Annotated in this window: 16 protein-coding genes; 7 read left to right on the forward strand and 9 right to left on the reverse strand. The window is 64.5% G+C overall.

Annotation, left to right across the window (positions count from 1 at the left end; translation table 11 throughout):
* Nucleotides 1-31 precede the first annotated feature (31 nt).
* Genes ACWPMX_RS11240 through ACWPMX_RS11250 form a run of 3 tightly spaced genes read left to right on the forward strand, consistent with a single transcriptional unit; the run spans nt 32 to nt 3,356 of the window.
* Nucleotides 32-1,543 carry an AMP-binding protein gene (locus ACWPMX_RS11240; RefSeq protein ID WP_455700088.1) on the forward strand — a complete coding sequence of 504 codons (1,512 nt, stop codon included), beginning with the start codon at nt 32-34 and terminating at the stop codon, nt 1,541-1,543.
* Entirely contained in the window at nt 1,543-2,769 is a 1,227-nt protein-coding gene (locus ACWPMX_RS11245; protein WP_455700089.1) for a thiolase family protein, read from the forward strand. The genes ACWPMX_RS11240 and ACWPMX_RS11245 overlap by 1 nt, the downstream gene beginning before the upstream one ends.
* A 23-nt stretch (nt 2,770-2,792) precedes the next feature.
* Nucleotides 2,793-3,356 carry a DUF5134 domain-containing protein gene (locus ACWPMX_RS11250; protein ID WP_455700090.1) on the forward strand — a complete coding sequence of 188 codons (564 nt, stop codon included), beginning with the start codon at nt 2,793-2,795 and terminating at the stop codon, nt 3,354-3,356.
* A gap of 4 nt (nt 3,357-3,360) precedes the next feature.
* Here the strand turns inward: ACWPMX_RS11250 and surE are convergent, their stop codons facing one another.
* Nucleotides 3,361-4,131 (reverse strand): 5'/3'-nucleotidase SurE, encoded by a 771-nt coding sequence (gene surE, locus ACWPMX_RS11255; RefSeq protein WP_455700091.1) that lies wholly within the window; start codon nt 4,129-4,131, stop codon nt 3,361-3,363.
* Between surE and ACWPMX_RS11260 the strand changes: the two genes are divergently transcribed.
* Genes ACWPMX_RS11260 through ACWPMX_RS11275 form a run of 4 tightly spaced genes read left to right on the forward strand, consistent with a single transcriptional unit; the run spans nt 4,112 to nt 7,714 of the window.
* Nucleotides 4,112-5,017, forward strand: coding sequence for a PEP-utilizing enzyme (locus ACWPMX_RS11260; protein WP_455700092.1), 906 nt, complete (start codon nt 4,112-4,114; stop codon nt 5,015-5,017). The two genes, surE and ACWPMX_RS11260, sit on opposite strands and share 20 nt — an antisense overlap.
* Nucleotides 5,017-5,619: a hypothetical protein gene (locus tag ACWPMX_RS11265; RefSeq protein WP_455700093.1), complete on the forward strand. Its 603-nt coding sequence runs from the start codon at nt 5,017-5,019 to the stop codon at nt 5,617-5,619. The genes ACWPMX_RS11260 and ACWPMX_RS11265 overlap by 1 nt, the downstream gene beginning before the upstream one ends.
* A gap of 5 nt (nt 5,620-5,624) precedes the next feature.
* The gene (locus tag ACWPMX_RS11270; RefSeq protein WP_455700094.1) at nt 5,625-7,346 is read left to right on the forward strand and encodes a pyruvate, phosphate dikinase; all 1,722 of its coding nucleotides are present in this window, start codon (nt 5,625-5,627) and stop codon (nt 7,344-7,346) included.
* Nucleotides 7,343-7,714 (forward strand): hypothetical protein, encoded by a 372-nt coding sequence (locus tag ACWPMX_RS11275; RefSeq protein ID WP_455700095.1) that lies wholly within the window; start codon nt 7,343-7,345, stop codon nt 7,712-7,714. Before ACWPMX_RS11270 ends, ACWPMX_RS11275 begins: the two co-directional genes overlap by 4 nt.
* Here ACWPMX_RS11275 and ACWPMX_RS11280 read toward each other — a convergent pair.
* From ACWPMX_RS11280 to ACWPMX_RS11315, 8 genes are all read right to left on the reverse strand, one after another.
* Nucleotides 7,711-8,025 (reverse strand): EthD family reductase, encoded by a 315-nt coding sequence (locus tag ACWPMX_RS11280; RefSeq protein WP_455700096.1) that lies wholly within the window; start codon nt 8,023-8,025, stop codon nt 7,711-7,713. The genes ACWPMX_RS11275 and ACWPMX_RS11280 overlap by 4 nt on opposite strands.
* 303 nt (nt 8,026-8,328) lie before the next feature.
* The gene (locus ACWPMX_RS11285; RefSeq protein WP_455700097.1) at nt 8,329-9,036 is read right to left on the reverse strand and encodes a FadR/GntR family transcriptional regulator; all 708 of its coding nucleotides are present in this window, start codon (nt 9,034-9,036) and stop codon (nt 8,329-8,331) included.
* On the reverse strand, nt 9,033-9,788 hold the full coding sequence (locus ACWPMX_RS11290) for a helix-turn-helix transcriptional regulator (protein ID WP_455700098.1): 756 nt from the start codon (nt 9,786-9,788) through the stop codon (nt 9,033-9,035). Before ACWPMX_RS11290 ends, ACWPMX_RS11285 begins: the two co-directional genes overlap by 4 nt.
* A 62-nt stretch (nt 9,789-9,850) precedes the next feature.
* Nucleotides 9,851-11,155 carry an MFS transporter gene (locus ACWPMX_RS11295; RefSeq protein ID WP_455700099.1) on the reverse strand — a complete coding sequence of 435 codons (1,305 nt, stop codon included), beginning with the start codon at nt 11,153-11,155 and terminating at the stop codon, nt 9,851-9,853.
* Nucleotides 11,152-12,558, reverse strand: a complete 1,407-nt coding sequence (locus ACWPMX_RS11300) for an FAD-binding oxidoreductase (protein ID WP_455700100.1) — start codon at nt 12,556-12,558, stop codon at nt 11,152-11,154. The genes ACWPMX_RS11295 and ACWPMX_RS11300 overlap by 4 nt, the downstream gene beginning before the upstream one ends.
* 2 nt (nt 12,559-12,560) lie before the next feature.
* The gene (locus ACWPMX_RS11305) at nt 12,561-14,747 is read right to left on the reverse strand and encodes a TonB-dependent receptor (RefSeq protein ID WP_455700101.1); all 2,187 of its coding nucleotides are present in this window, start codon (nt 14,745-14,747) and stop codon (nt 12,561-12,563) included.
* Nucleotides 14,748-14,861: 114 nt separating this feature from the next.
* A complete protein-coding gene (locus tag ACWPMX_RS11310) occupies nt 14,862-15,635 on the reverse strand; it encodes an SDR family NAD(P)-dependent oxidoreductase (protein ID WP_455700102.1) in 774 nt (257 codons plus the stop codon).
* Between the two features lie 10 nt (nt 15,636-15,645).
* Nucleotides 15,646-17,130: a carboxylesterase/lipase family protein gene (locus ACWPMX_RS11315; RefSeq protein ID WP_455700103.1), complete on the reverse strand. Its 1,485-nt coding sequence runs from the start codon at nt 17,128-17,130 to the stop codon at nt 15,646-15,648.
* Nucleotides 17,131-17,187 lie beyond the last annotated feature (57 nt).

Here is a 17,187-nt window from a genome sequence, read left to right on the forward strand (position 1 = left end):
GATGCGGATGATCGACTTCTTCGATCGAGGCATGCGCATCGCGTCCCGGCGGCCATGCCTGGTCACCGACAGGGGTTCGCACAGCTACGCCGAGGTCGGCGAGAGATCGCGTGCGATCGCCAACATGCTGATCGCGGACGGGTTTGCGCCCGGCGCGCACGCCGCGGTCCTGAGCGGCAACGCCGCCATCGCCTTCGAGGCCATTCTCGGTATCCTGCGGGCGGACGGTGTCTGGGCCATGGCCAATCACCGCGCGGGGGTGAGCGAGAACGCCTATCTCTTCGACCTCCTCGACATCGATACCCTGTTCGTGGCGCAGGAAGTGGCCGATCGCGTAGCACCCTTGCGCGAGCAGTGCCCACGCATCCGACGTTTCATCGCTCTCGACGGCCCTGTCGAAGGTTGCGACTTCGAACTGGCGGACAGGGCGACGGATATCGGAGATGTCCCGCAGCGCCGAGCTGGCGATCCTGACGAGCTCGCTTTCCTCGCCAATACCGGTGGCACCACCGGGCGGTCGAAGGGGGTGATGCTATCGAATGGCAATTGGCAGGCACTCGTATCGAGCCTCGTCGCGTCGATGCCGATGAAGCAGCCGCCGGTAAATTGCGTTGCGGCGCCGATGACCCATGCGGCAGGGCCGCTCGCGCTTGCCAGCATGGCGCTTGGCGGCACAGTGGTGGTGCTGCCAAAATTCGAACCCGGCCCGGTGCTCGACGCGATCGAACGGCACCGGATTACCTATATGTTCCTGCCGCCGACCGCGATCTACATGCTGCTCGACCATCCCGGCGTTGAAGAACGCGACCTCTCCAGCCTCGAATACATATCCTACGCCGGTGCGCCGATGGCGCTTGACCGGCTGAAGGAGGCGATCCGCATCCTGGGCCCGGTCATGAATGCGAGTTTCGGCCAGACCGAAGCGCCCATGTGCGTCACTGCGATGCCGCCACACGAGCATCTCAACTCCGATGGGGAGCTGGCCCATCCAGGCAGTTGCGGGCGGCCGAACCTTCTTTCCATCGTCGAGATCATGGACGAGGACGGAAATCTCCTTCCCCCCGGCGAACGCGGAGAGATTGTGGTGCGCGGTCCGCTTGTGATGCAGGGTTACTACCGCAATCCCGAGGCGACGGCCGAAGTATCGGCCTTCGGATGGCATCACACCGGCGACATCGGTGTGCGCGACGAGGATGGCTGGTTTTATGTCGTCGATCGCAAGAAGGACATGATCATCTCGGGCGGCTTCAACGTCTATCCGGCCGAGGTCGAAGATGCGCTGCTAAGCCATCCTGCAGTCGCCCAATGTGCCGTCATCGGTATTCCCGACGAGAAGTGGGGTGAGGCAGTCGTCGCCTTCTTCGAGCCGCGCGGCGACTACGACTGCGAGCAGATCGCCGATTTCGTTCGCGACCGCCTCGGCCCGGTCAAGACACCCAAGCGAATCGAGGCGATTGGCGCCCTGCCCCGCACGGCTGCCGGTAAAATCTCGCGCGCCGAACTTCGACGTCCGTACTGGACCCAGGCCGGACGGACCATCTAATGCCGGACGTCTTCATAGCCGGGATCGGGATGACGCGCTTTGGTCGCCATCTCGATCGCAGCCATTCCGATCTTGCGCAGGAAGCGGTGCGGCTGGCCTTGGCAGATGCTGGCGTTGATGCACGCACGATCGACGCGACGGTCTATGCCAACGTCGTGCAGGGGTTCGTCGCGGGGGAGATGTCCGTTCCAAGTGAGTTCGCGCTGCGCCCTCTCGGGATTTCGTCGGTGCGAACATTGGCGATCGAGGCGGCTTGCGCCAGTTCGACCGTTGGCCTGCATCAGGCGGTGATGCAGGTTCGCGCCGGTGCGAGCGACATCGCGCTCGTCGTCGGGGTTGAAAAGCTCTATTCGCAGGACCGGGACAAGAAGTTCGCGGTTTTCCAGCAGCCGCTCGATATCGAGGTGGCGCGGAATTACCTGACGGCGACCGATGGCCTACTCGAACCTGTGCCGAGCGGTGAGGAATCCGGCGGGCCAAACGTGCTGATGCAGGCCTATGCGGCACAGGCCCGTCTCCACATGGCGACTTACGGGACGACCCAGCGCCATATCGCCGCGGTTGCAGCCAAAAGCCACGCGCATTCGATCCACAATCCGCTCGCCCAGTATCGCGAGGCGATGTCGATCGACGAGATCCTTGCCGCGCCGGTCGTCTCCTGGCCGCTCACCGCGCCGATGTGCGCGCCCATCAGCGATGGCGCGAGTGCGGCGATCGTATGCAGCGAGGTCAAGGCGCGCCAGTTGGGCCTGACGCGATTGGTTCGCGTACGAGCGGGCGATTCCCGCACCGGCCAGGATCGCGCGCCGGCCGACTATGCCAATCACGTCACCCGCCTGCTATCGGCTGCCCTGTTCGATAGATCGGGCATCGGGGCCGGCGACTTCGACCTCGCCGAGGTGCACGACGCCAGCTCGTCGGGCGAGATCGTGCAGGTCGAGGCGCTCGGACTGGTACCCCCCGGCGAATGCGGTCCGGCGGCGCTGCGCGGCGAACTCTCCTTGGGCGGCCGCATCCCCGTCAACGTATCGGGCGGTCTCGTGTCCAAGGGCCACCCTCTCGGCGCTACGGGCCTCAGCCAGATCCACGAACTGGTCACCCATCTTCGGGGCGAGGCCGGAGCGCGCCAGGTCTATGGCGCACGGCTCGCCATCGCGGAAAACTCTGGGGGGTTCTACGGAGTCGAGGACGCGATGTCGGCCATCACCCTCCTCGAGCGGGCATGACCGGATCGCCGTTGACGATAGCCATGTTCATAGCAGCGGCGCTGCTCAGCATTGCGTTGCTGCTCGTCCCCAAGGCGACTTCCGATACCTACCTGAGCGATCGCGAGGCACACGCCACCCACGCGGTCATGAACGGGGTCATGGCTGCGATGGCCCTTCCGCCCGGTTCTTCAGATTCGCGAATATGGGTAGCGATTTTAGGCGTAACCGCGCTCGTGCTGGCGGTGAGTTTCGTCGCGAACGCGCGGCGGGGCGATGGCTCAGCGCCCGGCAGCGCCTATCACCTGCTCGCAGCCCTTGCGATGTTCGCCGCGATCCAGTGGATGCCAGCCCATCACGAGATGCCGATGGGTCACACGATGACAGGCGGGGGCGGCTGGATCGCTCCCGTCCTCGCCATCGTGTTCGCGCTCGATGCCATATTGACCGCAGTGTTGGGGCTCGCGTTGCCAAGCAAGTTGCTCGCGATGTCACACGCCATTTCCCGGAGCCCGATCGATAATGACGGTGCGACCCTCAGTTCCATCCGTTTAGGCTCCGTCACGCACATCGTGATGGATGTCGGGATGGTGGCGATGCTGGTTTAGGCGATCAGAACAAGGCACGGATCGCGTCGACTGAGTCGTAATCCGTCATGTCGAGCTTGAGCGGTGTCACGGAGACTTCGTTGTCCAGAGCCGCCTGAAGATCGTTGCCGGGCAGATTTCCGCCTTCGGGAAAGTCGATCTTGATCCACCAGTACGGCACATGCCGTTCGTCAATCCTTCCCACCGGACGGAACGGACCCTCGGGTCGCAGACCGCTTGTCGTCACCCGGATCCCCGCCACTTCGCCGGGAGGGCAGTTAGGGAAATTGACATTCACGAACTGGCCCTGTCGCCACGGCATTTCCAGGAGCGGTCCCAGGACTTTCGGCGCGAACGCTTCGGCGGTCGCCCAGTGGATTTCCAACTTGTACCGGATGATCTGGCTGAACGCGATTGCGGGAATACCCAGAACTGCTCCTTCCATGGCCGCCGACGAGGTACCCGAATAGGTTATGTCCTCGCCAAGGTTCGGCCCGCGGTTGATGCCGGACAGGATTACATCGGGCCGTTTGCCAGTAATCAACTCGTGCACGCCCAGAAGTGCGCAATCGGTGGGCGTTCCACGTACAGCAAAATGTCGTTCGTCACGCTGGCGCACGCGAATCGGATGCGAAATCGACATCGAGTGCCCGGCGCCCGATCGCTCTTCGTCGGGAGCGACAACCCAGACATCGTCGCTGAACTGCCGTGCAACCCGCTCGAGAATAACGATACCTTCGCAGTCGATCCCGTCGTCGTTGACGATCAGGATCCGCTTGTCGCTCGACCCTCCCATTGGACGTCCTCCCATCGTTTTGCTGAAATCCAGCCTTGAACTCGGAAAGATAATCAGTCAATATCGTCAGACGAAATCGCACGGCTTGGCAGAGATCCGATCTGGCCATAGGAAGTCGAAGCGAAGGGGAGAGAGCTTGAAAAAACTGCCGATCGATACGGTCATGTTCAATCGCCCTGTCGCCTCGCCACTGGTGGAAGCGACCGTGGGATTGGTGCGCGAAAGGGTCCGCGATGCCTGGCGCGCTACCGACACGAGCTGGGACGATTTTTCCATGTCGGGGAACGAAGGCTCGGTCACGCGCGATGCGATGGCAGAAGTCGAGAAAGCGTTGCTCGCCAGCGGACACCGGTTCGACTGGTCGGCCGCCATTTCCGTTGCGGAAAGACCCGAGGCCTACAAGGCTGCGGACGGTGCACAAGAGTCGGCGGGCGATTTCATGTTCGCGCATCCGGACGCGCCCAACGAGGAAGCCGACGCCGATGGCAGGGCACTGCGCGGGGTTGGCGACAACGTCGTTCGTCATGGCGTCGACGTCACCGGGACAGCGCGCTACATCCGTTCCAACGAAAAGGTGCTGCGCTACCTCACTGAAGGCGTCCCGCCGGGCACGATCGCTGTAATCGACGACTCTGGCGGCACGCTGACCGCCCCGATCATCGACAAGTTCGCGGGCGTGATATGCGCCGGCGGTACCGTCCGCTCGCACCTCGGCATTCTCAGCAGGGAATATAACATTCCCTGCCTGATGAATGCCAAGGTTACCGGCATCCGCGAAGGCGACACCGTCACGATCGAAGCGACTGCGGCCGCGCGCACCGCGGAAGACTACCAGCAGAAGATCGAGCGCCCAGCTCGCATCTGGCTGGTCGGAGGGGAGCGCTGATGGATAATCGCGAAACAGTTCTCCACGCGACCGCGCTGAAGCGCAATTCGGACGCGGAAGCCATCGCGGGGCTGGCCGGATTGCCATCGGATGTAGTCGCGGCCGAGTTGGCCCACGCCGTTGCAACCGGACGTGCCGTCGATGCAGGCGGAAAGTTCACGTTGACCCCGCTCGCCGATGTCGCGCTTCGCTCGCGCTATTCGCTCCACTATGCTCACCTGCGGACCGATCCCGCATTCCTGTCCGCCTACGAAGCGTTCGAGCGGATCAACGGGACGCTGAAGGCAGTCATCACCGACTGGCAGACGATGTCGGTCGGCGGCAAGGCGGTGGCGAACGACCATTCCGATCCCGACTACGACGCCCGCATCATAGACCGTCTCGGCACGGTTCATGAACAGATCGAACCTGTGATCGACCGGCTCGCCGCAGGTCTCCCCCGCCTCAAGGTCTATGGCAAGAAGCTGCTGGCGGCACTTGAAGCGGCCGAAGACGGCGAGCACGCCTGGGTCAGCGACATCCGCCGGGAAAGTTATCACACCGTATGGTTCGAGCTGCACGAGGATCTCTTGCGGATCATGGCCCGCGAGCGGGAGGAATAGGCGGCATGACCCGGTGGACGATCCCGCTCGACGGGACGCAGGTGGTTTCCCGCGCACTGGTGGGGGGCAAGGCTCTGTCCGTCGCGCAGATGCGATCGCTGGGGCTAAAGGTGCCCCCCGCCTTCGTGATAACTACGCGCGCCTGCTTGGAGTATCTCGCCAACGGAGCCGTGCCCGACGGGCTCGAGGAAGAGATCGACGAGCAGCTTGCCAAACTGGAGACCGTCATCGGCCGAGCCTTTGGCCGGGGGGACAAGCGGCTTCTGCTCTCGGTCCGGTCCGGCGCGGCGATTTCGATGCCGGGTATGATGGACACGGTGCTGAACCTCGGGATCGACGATGCGGGAGAGGCATCACTTGCTGCGGAAACGGGCCAGCAGGAATTTGCCCGCGACAGTCACCGGCGGTTTGTCGAGCTGTTCTCCTCAGTCGTGCTCAAAAACCCGCTCGAGTGCGCGGTAGACACACTGCCAGCGACGTGGCGCGACATCCTCGCCCGGGCTGGCACCCCGCTGCCCGCCACACCGCGGGAACAACTGTCCGCCGCAATCCGTGCCGTCTTCGACAGCTGGAACACGCGCCGAGCCAAGCGGTATCGGCAGCACAACAACATCCCGGACGATCTAGGCACCGCGGTGACCGTTCAGGCGATGGTCTTCGGCAATCTAGACGAGCATAGCGGCACCGGCGTGCTGTTCAGTCGCAACCCGCTAACGGGCGAGGCAGCACCCTACGGCGAGTACCTGCCGCGAGCGCAGGGAGAGGACGTTGTCTCGGGTAAGTTCACCCCATTGCCGCTCGCCGCAATGCACGAACGCGAGCCGTCGGCCCACGCGGCGTTGCTCGAAGCGGCCGTCATGCTCGAACGCGAGCATCGCGACGTCCAGGACATAGAGTTCACGGTGCAATCGGGCGAACTGTTCCTCCTCCAGAGCCGCTCGGCGAAGCGTGCGCCGCAGGCAGCCCTGCGATTTGCCGTCGATCATGTCGCCGAGGGCCTCGTCGATCGCGATACCGCCCTGTCGCGCATAACCGCAGAGCAGGCGGCCGCGGTCCTCCTGCCCCAGCTTGGCGCCGCCGCCGCCACGGCAAAGCCCATCGCGTCGGGTGAAGGCGCATGCCCCGGAGCAGCCAGCGGTACTCTGGTCGCCGATGCGGACGAAGCCGAACGACGGGCCGCCAGCGGCGAGTGCGTGATCCTCGTTCGCAAGACGACCAGTCCGGACGACATTCATGGGATGATCGCGGCCCGCGGGGTCATTACCGAACAGGGAGGTGCGACGTCGCACGCGGCTGTCGTCAGTCGGGCGCTCGGTAGGCCGTGCGTCGTGGGGACAGGAGAAGGAATCCTCGCTCGCGCCGGAGAGACGGTCACCATCGACGGGGAAAAAGGGCTCGTGTTTTCCGGCGTACTGCCGACCGTTGTGCCCGACGAGGCAAACGACCCCCTTCTGTCTTCGATTATCGAATGGCTCCCGACCGATGTACGAGGGCGGGTACGGCCGATTTCCCAGGACGACGGCAGCGCAACATTACTCGACGAGTTCCTGGCTGATGGAGCTGTCGATTCACTGGGAGCAAGTCTCGCCGGGGTTAAGGCACTCAAGGGCCATGCCCTGACCAATCCAGAGATCGTGCGTGCAGCAGCGGCGGCAGGTGTAGAGACATTCTTCGTCGAGCCCGCATTGCCGGCCATGCTTGCGCTGTTATCGGGAACCGGACGATGAAGGAGTGGGTCGACGATATCCGCGCCTTGTTGCGCGAGTTTACGCGATCGTCGCGGCGGGAGCTTTCCGGTAGCGCTGGCGAGTGGGAGCTTTATCTCGCTCGAGAGGGAGCCGGACCAAACCCATTGAATGCGCGGATCGTCGGCTCCGACGCCCCCGCGATCGCCGTTTCCGCGTCGCATCTCGGGATTTTCTCGGCACGCCTTTCAAATGGATCGAGTGTTCGACCCGGCGAGGAAATTGGCGTCTTGACTGTGCTTGATCGCGAGACATCGGTGACGTCTGCCGACGCCGGGCGAATCGAATTCTGCATGCCCGACGGTCTCGCTGAATATGGTGCAGAGCTTGCTCGGGTCACGCCCTTCTAGGCGACAAGGATCTCGCCCACCTGAAGAATAGGCTGTATGTCAGTGTAGTTCGCCGCATCCCCCATGATTTCGGCTCCATGGACCGCCATGCCCTGGTCGAACCCTTCACGGCTTGCGAAGTGCATTTCCGCCAGCATCCTGAATGGAGCTGCCCCGCCATCGAGGGCGGAAACCCCCTTAACCAGGCGCATCGACGTCAGGCCGAACGGTTCGAGCAAACCGCTGACAAGTTCGCGATGGGGACCCAGATAATAAATTTCGTCAAACCGAGCTTGTCCGTCTTCCGGATAAACCGCCGACACCAGAAACATCGCTCTCTCCCGCAACCAAGCTATGCCCCACGCATACATTCGTATGACGTTAATGTCTAACGATCCTGCGATACTGGGTACCTGTAAAAACTTACCCCGTTCGAATCCCCTCCGTCTCGCCACAAGCAGTTTTTCGTCGTGCCTGAGGAGGTGTGACCTACTGCAAACGGGAAGAAATGTCCTGTTGGCAGCGCGCTGCCTATCGACTGCACGAATGAAACGAGGACCGTGGGAGAATCGTGGCCTTGTTAGCTGCGAGCGGACATTGATGTCCTGCCAACGGACTACTTCAGCATAGCGAAATCAATGGGAACGGTGAAACAGATCGCCGATCGAGCGGGCGAAATGCGATTCCATAGCCTGTCGGGCGGTTTCGGGATCGCTTTCAGCGATAGCACGGGCGACTCGATCATGCAGATCGAGTGACTCCACGCGTTCTTGCTCCGTTGTTCGGCCCGCCCAGGCCTTGGGAATTGCGATGGCCATCATCTGTTCGAATGAGCGCACAATCTGGAAGAACAGCTGGTTGCCGGACGCGAGCGCGATGGTCTGGTGGAAAGCGGTGTCGGCCGCGGTACGTGTCGCTTCGTCGCGGCTGATCGCCAGCGTATGCGCGGCGGCGAGAATCGCGTCGGCCTGTTCGTCGCTGCGGTGGCGCGCGGCGAGCTCAGCGGTCCGTAGCTCGAGCGTGCGGCGAACATCCCAGACGTCGGCCAGCGAGACCTGTGCGGTGCTGACAGCGTGCCCGATGGAGGCGGCCATGACCGAGCCGTCGATTGCGCCGACGCGCGCGCGGCGGCCGTTGCCGACGTCGATCATCTTGAGCGCGGCAAGGGCGTGAAAGGCCTCGCGCATCACCGGGCGGCTGACGCCCACCTCGGCGGCGAAGCTGCCCTCGCTGGGCAGCACATCGCCAACCTTGAGCTGGTTCGTGCGGATATGCTCGCGGACCGCTTCGGTCGCGGTTTCGACGAGCGTGCCCTTGGGCAGATCGAGCGCGGGCCGGTTCACGCCGCGATCCTCGCGCGCCGCAATTCGCTCGGTGGCAGGCCGAACCTGCGAGTGAAGGCGCGCGTGAAGGCGGCGTTGTTGAGGTAGGAACAGCGATAGGCAACCGTCGCCACGGGGAGATCGCTGGCGAGCAGCAACCGCCGCGCTTCGCTCAAACGCCGTTCGCTGAGAACCTCGGTAATGGTCGCACCGTACAGGTCGCGAAAGCCCCGGGCGAGCTTGTCGCGATTGACGCCGGCGGCGCGCGACAGCTCCGCGATGGTCAGCTTCTCGGCCCAGCGCTGATCGACGAGCCTGCGGGCCGAGGCGATGCAGGCAACATCGTGCTCGGTGAGGCTGCATTCACCGTCAGTCGATACAAGATGGCCCTGGGCAAGCGCCGCGTGGATCTGGCACAGCAATTCGATGCTGCGAGCGAGTTGAAGCGTCGATCGCGCCTCTCCTTCCGCTTCGCACTCGACGATGGACTGGGCGAGCGCCACGAGATTGGCGGGAAGGTGCCAGCTCTGGCCTCCTTCGGGCCGCTGCGCGAAAAGGCGGGCGCAGGCGCCGCGGCTGACGATGAGGACCAGCGGTGCGGCGTCAAGGCCGCTGAGATCGCAATGCTCGCGGTAGTGCACCCTGGGGGCGGAATTCGCTCCGAACGCAGCGAAGTGGAACACCACCGGTTCGGCAGGGCAGGCCAGCGACGGGATCGCTCCGCTTCCCACAAGTGTCAGCATTTCCTCCGAGACATGCACGATCTGCTTCACGCCTTTGCTCCCTCTCTCGAAGGACTCGATACAACCTGTCATACAGGCTGGCAAGAGCTATCTTACAGGTTTGGCGCGCGACGCATTGCGAGGAAGAAGGCGAAAAAGGACACCGCGCTGACGCTTGCGCCGACCAGGGCCAGCGCTTCGGCCAGCATGTGTTCGCCGCCCATCATTGCGCTCACGCGGGTGACCATCCATGGGGCGAGACCAAATCCGATCAGGCCGGCAATTGCGATGAATGCACCGATGCATAGGCCCCGCAGCTCGTTGGGCAGCATCACCGTCAGGGCCACTGATACCACCAGCCCAGTCACCGCACCGCACGTCGAAAGCACTCCGAGTGCGATCGCGAAGCTCGTGATACCGGGCATCATCGGGAACAGAGCCGCCGGCACGCCGATCCCCGCAGCGATCACTGCGCCGAGGATCAGGCCCCCGCGGCGGGCGCTCCTTTGTCCCCAATCGGCAGAGATTCCACCGACGATCGCGCCGGCCACTCCGGTCGCAAACATCAGTACACCCACCCAGCCGGCAAATTCCTGCGGCGCCAATCCAAAGTCGCGCGACAGCACCGGCGCTACCCAGACGGTCGCAGCGACATCGGCCATGACCACGGCGACCTGACCCGCGAAAAGCGGACCGAGGAAGGCGCGGCGCGCCCACAGTTCGGCGGCAACGATCTTGAAAGGCGCATCAGGGCGTGCCTCGACTTCGCGACGAATGGGCTCGCGCAGCCAAAGGAGCGGCAGGATGAGAAGCGCGCTGAGCGCCGCCAGCAGCAGATGCGTGCCGCGCCACGGCGCGAGCCCCAATGGCCAACCTGAAAGGCTTGCCCCCGACAGAAGACCGAAGAGCCATCCCGTAAGGGCGAAGCCGAGCGCGACGCCCAGCGCCTTGCCGAGATTGACGATCAGCATCGCACGGCCCCGCTGAGCCGGCGCGCAGAAGTCGGCGCAGAGTGAGAGCGCGGCGGTCAGCGAACCGGTCGAACCGATCCCGACCAGCATCCGCGCGGCGGTCAGCCAGGTGGCATCGGAGGCAAAGGCGGTAAGCAGGGTGCCCGCGGTCCACAGCAAGGCGAGCACGATCGTGAGCCGCACGCGATTGCGGCGATCGACCAGGATGCCCACCGGGATCGAGAACAGCACCATCGGGACCGCCGCCCCCAGCCCCTGGATCAGGGCGAGCGCGTCATCAGTGAGGTCAAGCTCCGCCTTGGCACTTTCCTGGATCGTGCCGAAGCTGCCGAGCGCGGTGAAGGCCATCGTAGTGACGAGCGCCAGCAGCAGGAGCCGTGCAAACGTGGCCGGCGAACCCAGCCCGCCTTGGGGTGCGTCGAGTGGCTCAGCCTGGCTCGCCGTCACAGCGCGAAGATCTTGCCGGGATTGAGGATGTTGGCCGGGTCGAGCGCCCGCTTGATCGCCCGCATCGTGTCCACCGCATCGCCCAGTTCCGCAACCAGCCATTCCTGCTTTCCGAGCCCGATGCCGTGCTCGCCGGTGCAGGTGCCGTCCATCGCCAGCGCCCGTTCGACCAGGCGCGCGTTGATCGCCTCGACCTCGCGCATCTCCTCCGGCGCGTTCGGGTCGACCGAGAATACGACATGGAAATTGCCGTCGCCGACATGGCCGAGGATCGTTGCGGGCATGCTCGCCTTGGCGAGATCCTTATGGGTTTCGCCGATGCATTCGGCGAGCCGGCTCATCGGCACGCAGACGTCGGTGGCCCAGCCGACTGCGCCCTCGCGCAGGTTGACCGCGGCATAGTAGGCCTCATGCCGCGCGCGCCACAGCTTGCTGCGTTCCTCGGGCCGGTTGGACCAGGCAAACTCGCCCCCGCTGTTGGCTTCGGCCAACCCTTTGACGGTTTCCACCTGCTCGTCGACATAGGCCTGACTGCCATGGAATTCGAAGAACAGGGTCGGCGCCTCGGGATAATCAAGCTTGGACCAGCGGTTGACCGCGCGCATCTGGAGCGCGTCGAGAATCTCCACCCGGGCCAGCGGCACCCCGCACTGGATCGACTGCACCACGGTATCGACTGCGCCTTCGAGCGTATCGAAGCTGCACACCGCGGAAGAGATCGCCTCCGGGATGGGATGCAGCCGCAACGTGATGCCGGTAATGATGCCCAGCGTGCCCTCCGAGCCGACATAGAGCCGGGTAAGGTCGTAACCGGCCGCCGATTTGCGCGCGCGACGTGCGGTGCGGATGACCTGCCCCTGCGGCGTGACCACCTCGAGCCCCATCACCGCGTCCCTCATCGTCCCGTAGCGTACGGCGTTGGTCCCGCTCGCCCGGGTCGAAGCCATGCCGCCGATGGTCGCGTTTGCGCCAGGATCGATCGGGAAGAAGAGCCCCTGGTCGCGCAGATACTCGTTGAGCTGCTCCCGGCGCACGCCCGGCTGCACGACGCAATCGAAGTCCCCGGCATTGACCGCGAGGATCGCATCCATCCGGGTCAGGTCGAGCGAAACCCCGCCGCGCGGGGCCGCAGCATTGCCTTCGATCGAGGTCCCAGCGCCAAAGGGCACGATCGGCACGCCCGCCTCGCTGCAGAGATTGACCAGCGCCACTACGTCGTCGGTGTCCTCAGCGAAGACGACCGCATCCGGGACCATCGCCTCGAAATGGCTTTCGCTCGAGCCGTGCTGCTCGAGGATCGCCGCACCGGTCTGGAGATTGGCCCCGAAGCGAGCCTCCAACTTGGCGAGGAACCCCTCAGGCACTGCAACCCGATGCTGCGCAAGGGCGGCTGGCGCGGCCATGGTCAGAACCGCAGACTGGCGCGCAGGCCGTAGCGGCGGCCATCGCCCTGGATGCCGAGGTCCGACGGCGGCAAGCCGGCAAGTACCAGGGTGGTGCGCTCGATGTAGCTTTCCCAGTAGTCCTCATCGAAGGCGTTGCTGACGAAGGCGGCGACCTCGATCGGACCGTTGCGGTAGGTCACCGAGGCACCGGCCAGCCAGTAGCTGTCGAGAATGGTCGGCGTGGTTTGGTTGAGCGTGGCCGCCAAGCGGCTGCCCTTGCCGACCAGGTTGGCGCTCAGGACGAATTCGCCCTCGCCCGCCGGGATCGTGTAGTCAGTGGCGACATTGGCCATCCAGTCTGGCTGGAAGGTCAAGCGATCCGAGGCCAGGACGCGTTTCGTGGTGACTTCGTAGGCCGTGGTATCGGTGAGCCGGGCGTGCATCAGAGTGAGCCCGCCGCTGACGCTCCATTGCGAAGTCGGCCGGGCAAAGGCCTCGAGTTCGATGCCGTAGCTCTCGACGTCGCCGGTGTTGAGGTCGACCGTCACCAGTCCGCCGCCCGCCGCGGGGGCGATGGAGTTGAGGCCGATGTAATCGGTGTAGTCGTTGTAGAAGATCGCGCCCGAAAGGCTGGCCGAGTTGTCGGGCGCCGCATATTTGGCGCCGATCTCGTAGGTCCATGCGCTATCGCCGCGATAGGTGCGGGTCGGAGCGGTGGGTGCGTTGAAGCCGCCGCCGCGATAGCCGCGCGCGACCGAGGCATAGGTCATCAGTTCGGGCGACCAGTCGCGCTTGACCGTCAACTTCGGCTGCAGCTCGTCGGATTCGATGCGCGCCTCGGCCGTCGGCCCGCCAGTGGAGCCAAGAGGCCCGAGCACGGTGACGATCGAACCGTTCGCTACCCGGTTCTCACGGTCGTAGCGGAGGCCGAGTGCGACTTCCCAGTCGGACGTCGGATTCCAGAACAGCGTCCCGAAAGCGGCATAGGTGTCTGCCCTTGTCTGATTGGTAGTGTTGCGCACTACGTTGAAGGGCAAGCCCGAGAAGGCGGGCAGTATCGTCGTTACGTCGATCGCGTCGACTTGTTCGCGGCTGTAAAACAGGCCGAACAGGGTCGAAAACGTGTCGGAGAAGCGGCTGTCGAGGCGGAGCTCGGCGGTCTTGGTGCGCAGTTCGTCCCCGCCGAAGGCTCGGGCGAAATTGCCCGGCCCGAAATCCACATCCTGATCGATATTCTCCGCATCCCGCGCGTCGTAGGCGCCGATCAGCGTGAGCGTGGTCGCAATCGCGCTGAGTGGGACCGCAAGCTTGGCGTTTATCCCGCGATAGCGATATTCCACTCGATTGAGCGCGTTGAACGTCAGATCGCGGCTGTAGTTCTTGGTCCCCGACACCCGCGAATACGGAATGTTGACCGAGTCGATCCAGTCGTAATAGCCGTTGACGGTCAGCTCGACGTCACCGGGGGTGAGACGGATCGTGCCGTTAAGCGACTCGCTGTTCAAAGGGTTGCCCGGCGCATCGAGCAGGATGTTGCGGGCGAAACCTTCCTGCTCCTGGTGCGAGGCGGCGATGCGGATCGCGAGCAGATCGGTCACGATCGGCGCGGAAATAGAGCCGGCGACGATGAGCTGCTCGTCGGGGCCCGCGAAGCTGGCGCTAGCGCGGCCTTCGAATTCGTTGCCGGGCTGGCGGCTGATGACGTTGATCGCGCCGCCGAGCGTGTTCTTGCCGTAGAGCGTGCCCTGCGGACCGCGCAGCACTTCGATCCGCTCGACATCGAGCAGCGGGCTGTTGAGATAGGCGGTGTTGGGGCGGTAGACGCCATCGACGAACAAGCCGACGCCGGGCTGGACCGACTGGACCAGCGTGACACCGACGCCGCGGATGGCGACGAAGGCACGCCCCGAACCGTCGCTGTTGATGTTGAGGCCGGGCGAAAGCACCGCCGCCTCGCGCACCGAGTTGAACCCGCGCGATGCCAGCGTGTCGCCATCGATGGCGCTGACCGCCACCGGCACGTCCTGCAGCGTTTCTTCGCGTTTACGCGCGGTGACGACGATAACGCCTGCCTCGTCGGCGGGCGGATTGGTGGTGGTTTCAGCCTCCTGCGCGGCATCTTCCAGTGCGGTCTGGGCGAAGCCCGCCGCCGGACTGAAGGCGAAAACGGCCGCGCCGGCCAGGAAAGCATGGCGAACTCGGAGCATATCAGGTCCTCTCCCGGTATTCTTATCTCGACGGGACCTGTATTATAGCTTTTCGACCTGTATGAAAGGTAACCTGACTGTGCCGATCGTCAGCGTGACTGTGCCGATCGGCCGCTACCAGCAGCTGTAGCCGCCGTCCGCCAGAACGATGCTGCCGGTCATCAGGCTGGCCATGTCGGAGGCGAGAAACAGTGCCACCGAGGCGACTTCCTCGGGCTGACCGAGCCGGGCCTGCGGTGTCCCGTCGATCCACCGGCGGTACATGTCGCTTTCCCGGTCGGCGAAGGCGTTCAGCGGGGTGGCGACATATGTCGGTGCGACCGCATTGACGCGTACCCCGCGCGGCGCCCATTCCGCGGCGAGGCTGCGCGTGAGCTGATGCACCGCCGCCTTGGAAGCGTTGTAGTAGCTTTGCGGCTGAGGCCGGTTGACGATAAAGCCGCTCATCGAGCCGATGTTGACAATGCTCCCCTGCCGGGCCTCGAGCATGTGCCGCCCGAAGGCGCGCGCGCACCAGAACGATCCATTGAGATTCACGTCGAGGACGTTCAACCAATGCTCGTCCGCGACCGCCTCGGCCGGCGTGTCGCTCCGCGCGATCCCGGCATTGTTGACGAGGATGTCGATCCGCCCCTCGCGCTCGAACATGGCGTCCGCAGCCGCCTGCGCGGCGCATGAATCGGTGACATCGAGGACCTCGGTTGCACAATCGATCCCGTCGCCGAGCAGCACCTCGCGCGCCCGCTCGAGCGCGGCCCCGTCACGATCGCCGATGGTCACTTGCGCCCCCGCCTCGCCGAGTGCCTGCGCACAGGCAAGCCCGATCCCCTGCGCGCCGCCGGTCACGAAGGCGGTGCGGCCGTCGAGCCGCAGCTTTTCCAGGTACATGGGCGTCCCCTCAGTCGGGCAGGAAGGCAGCCGCGGGCATTGGCGGCTCGAACACAGTGTCGCCCTTGGCAAGCAGGTAGGCCGATCGATCGCCGGTCCAGCGCCGCCACGGAAGTGATCCGTCGCGCGCGAAACCGGCCCAAATTGCATGCACCCGTTCGGCAAGATCGGCGGGTGGGCTCATCCCGGCGAGACCCCGCTCGCCGGTAACGCAAGGCAGCGTCTTGAACACGAACGGCAGCTCGATGCCGTGGCATGCGCCCAGATCGCCTTCGCAGGCGTCCGACTGCCATTCCATCTCGTAGACCCAAGTCGCGCCCTGATGCGCACTGGCGTATTGCCGCGCCGGCCAGCGGAACACGAGGTCGTTCATGGCGCGCGTCATCGCATCGCCAGGTCGCACGCCCTTCCTGCCCCATCCATAGGCCTTGAGCGCCGCGCGCGCCTTCGGCATCGAGCGGGAGAGGAACCACCAGGCAAGCAGGCCAGGGATCTTCCGCCGCACATTGGTGGGGACGAAATAGAGGTTCATCTCCTCGGCATTGCTGCCAATCAGCACCTCGATGTCCTTGCCGGCGCCGGCACGCAATGCATCGATCGGCCTCATGGGCAGGACATCGTCGCCCCATACCGGCACGAAGCGGCTGATGCCGTAAACCGGCTCGAATCCGCCAGCGTCGCGCAGGTCGACAGCGCTCGGCTTCGCCACCGCTTCGATCGCATCGGCTGCGGCGGCGTGACTCACGGTGCGGAATCCCTCGGCGTCCGGGGTTACGCCAAGCTTCTTCGCGAGCTTGCGCACCAGTCGCTGCGCCACGCCGATGTCGCGCACCATCGCACCATGACCGCTCTGGATGATCGCTCGCTTGAACAATCCCTCGGACAATGGTGACGTGACGAGATCGGCGATTGCCATGGCCCCGGCACTCTCGCCGAACACTGTGACATTCTCCCGATCACCGCCGAACGCGGCGATATTGTCCTGCACCCATCGCAACGCGAACAGGATGTCGCGCAGCCCCAAATTGGTCGGTATGCCCGGCACAGGGAGGAAGCCATCGACTCCCAGCCGATAGTTGATCGCGACGCAGATCACACCCGACTTGGCAAACGCGGTGCTATCGCTGACCTGCGCGTCCTTGCTCCCCACGACGAACCCGCCGCCGTGCACCCACACCATCACCGGTGCATTGGCAGCGTCCTCGGGCGCCCAGATATTGAGCCGCAAGTAGTCGCCGTCCGTCCCGTCGCTGCCGGTCCCGACAAGCGGAATGGCGTCAATCTGGGGGAGTTCGCGGATGCGATGCGGCGCCGAAGGGCCACGGTCGGTGGCATCGAGTACGCCGCGCCAGACTGAGCGAGGCGTTGGTAACCCAAAGCGCACCGGGGGGTCGGCAAATGGAATGCCCAGATAGGTTATGATCCCGTCGGCTACCACGCCGCGAAGTTGCCCCCCTTCGGTTTGAACGACGGACGAATACGCTGGGTTCGACATGGTCCTACACTGCAGTGTCCTCAGCGCCCTGTCAGCACCAGGAGTTGTGCCGCTTGC

The sequence above is a fragment of the Tsuneonella sp. HG094 genome (assembly GCF_053819285.1).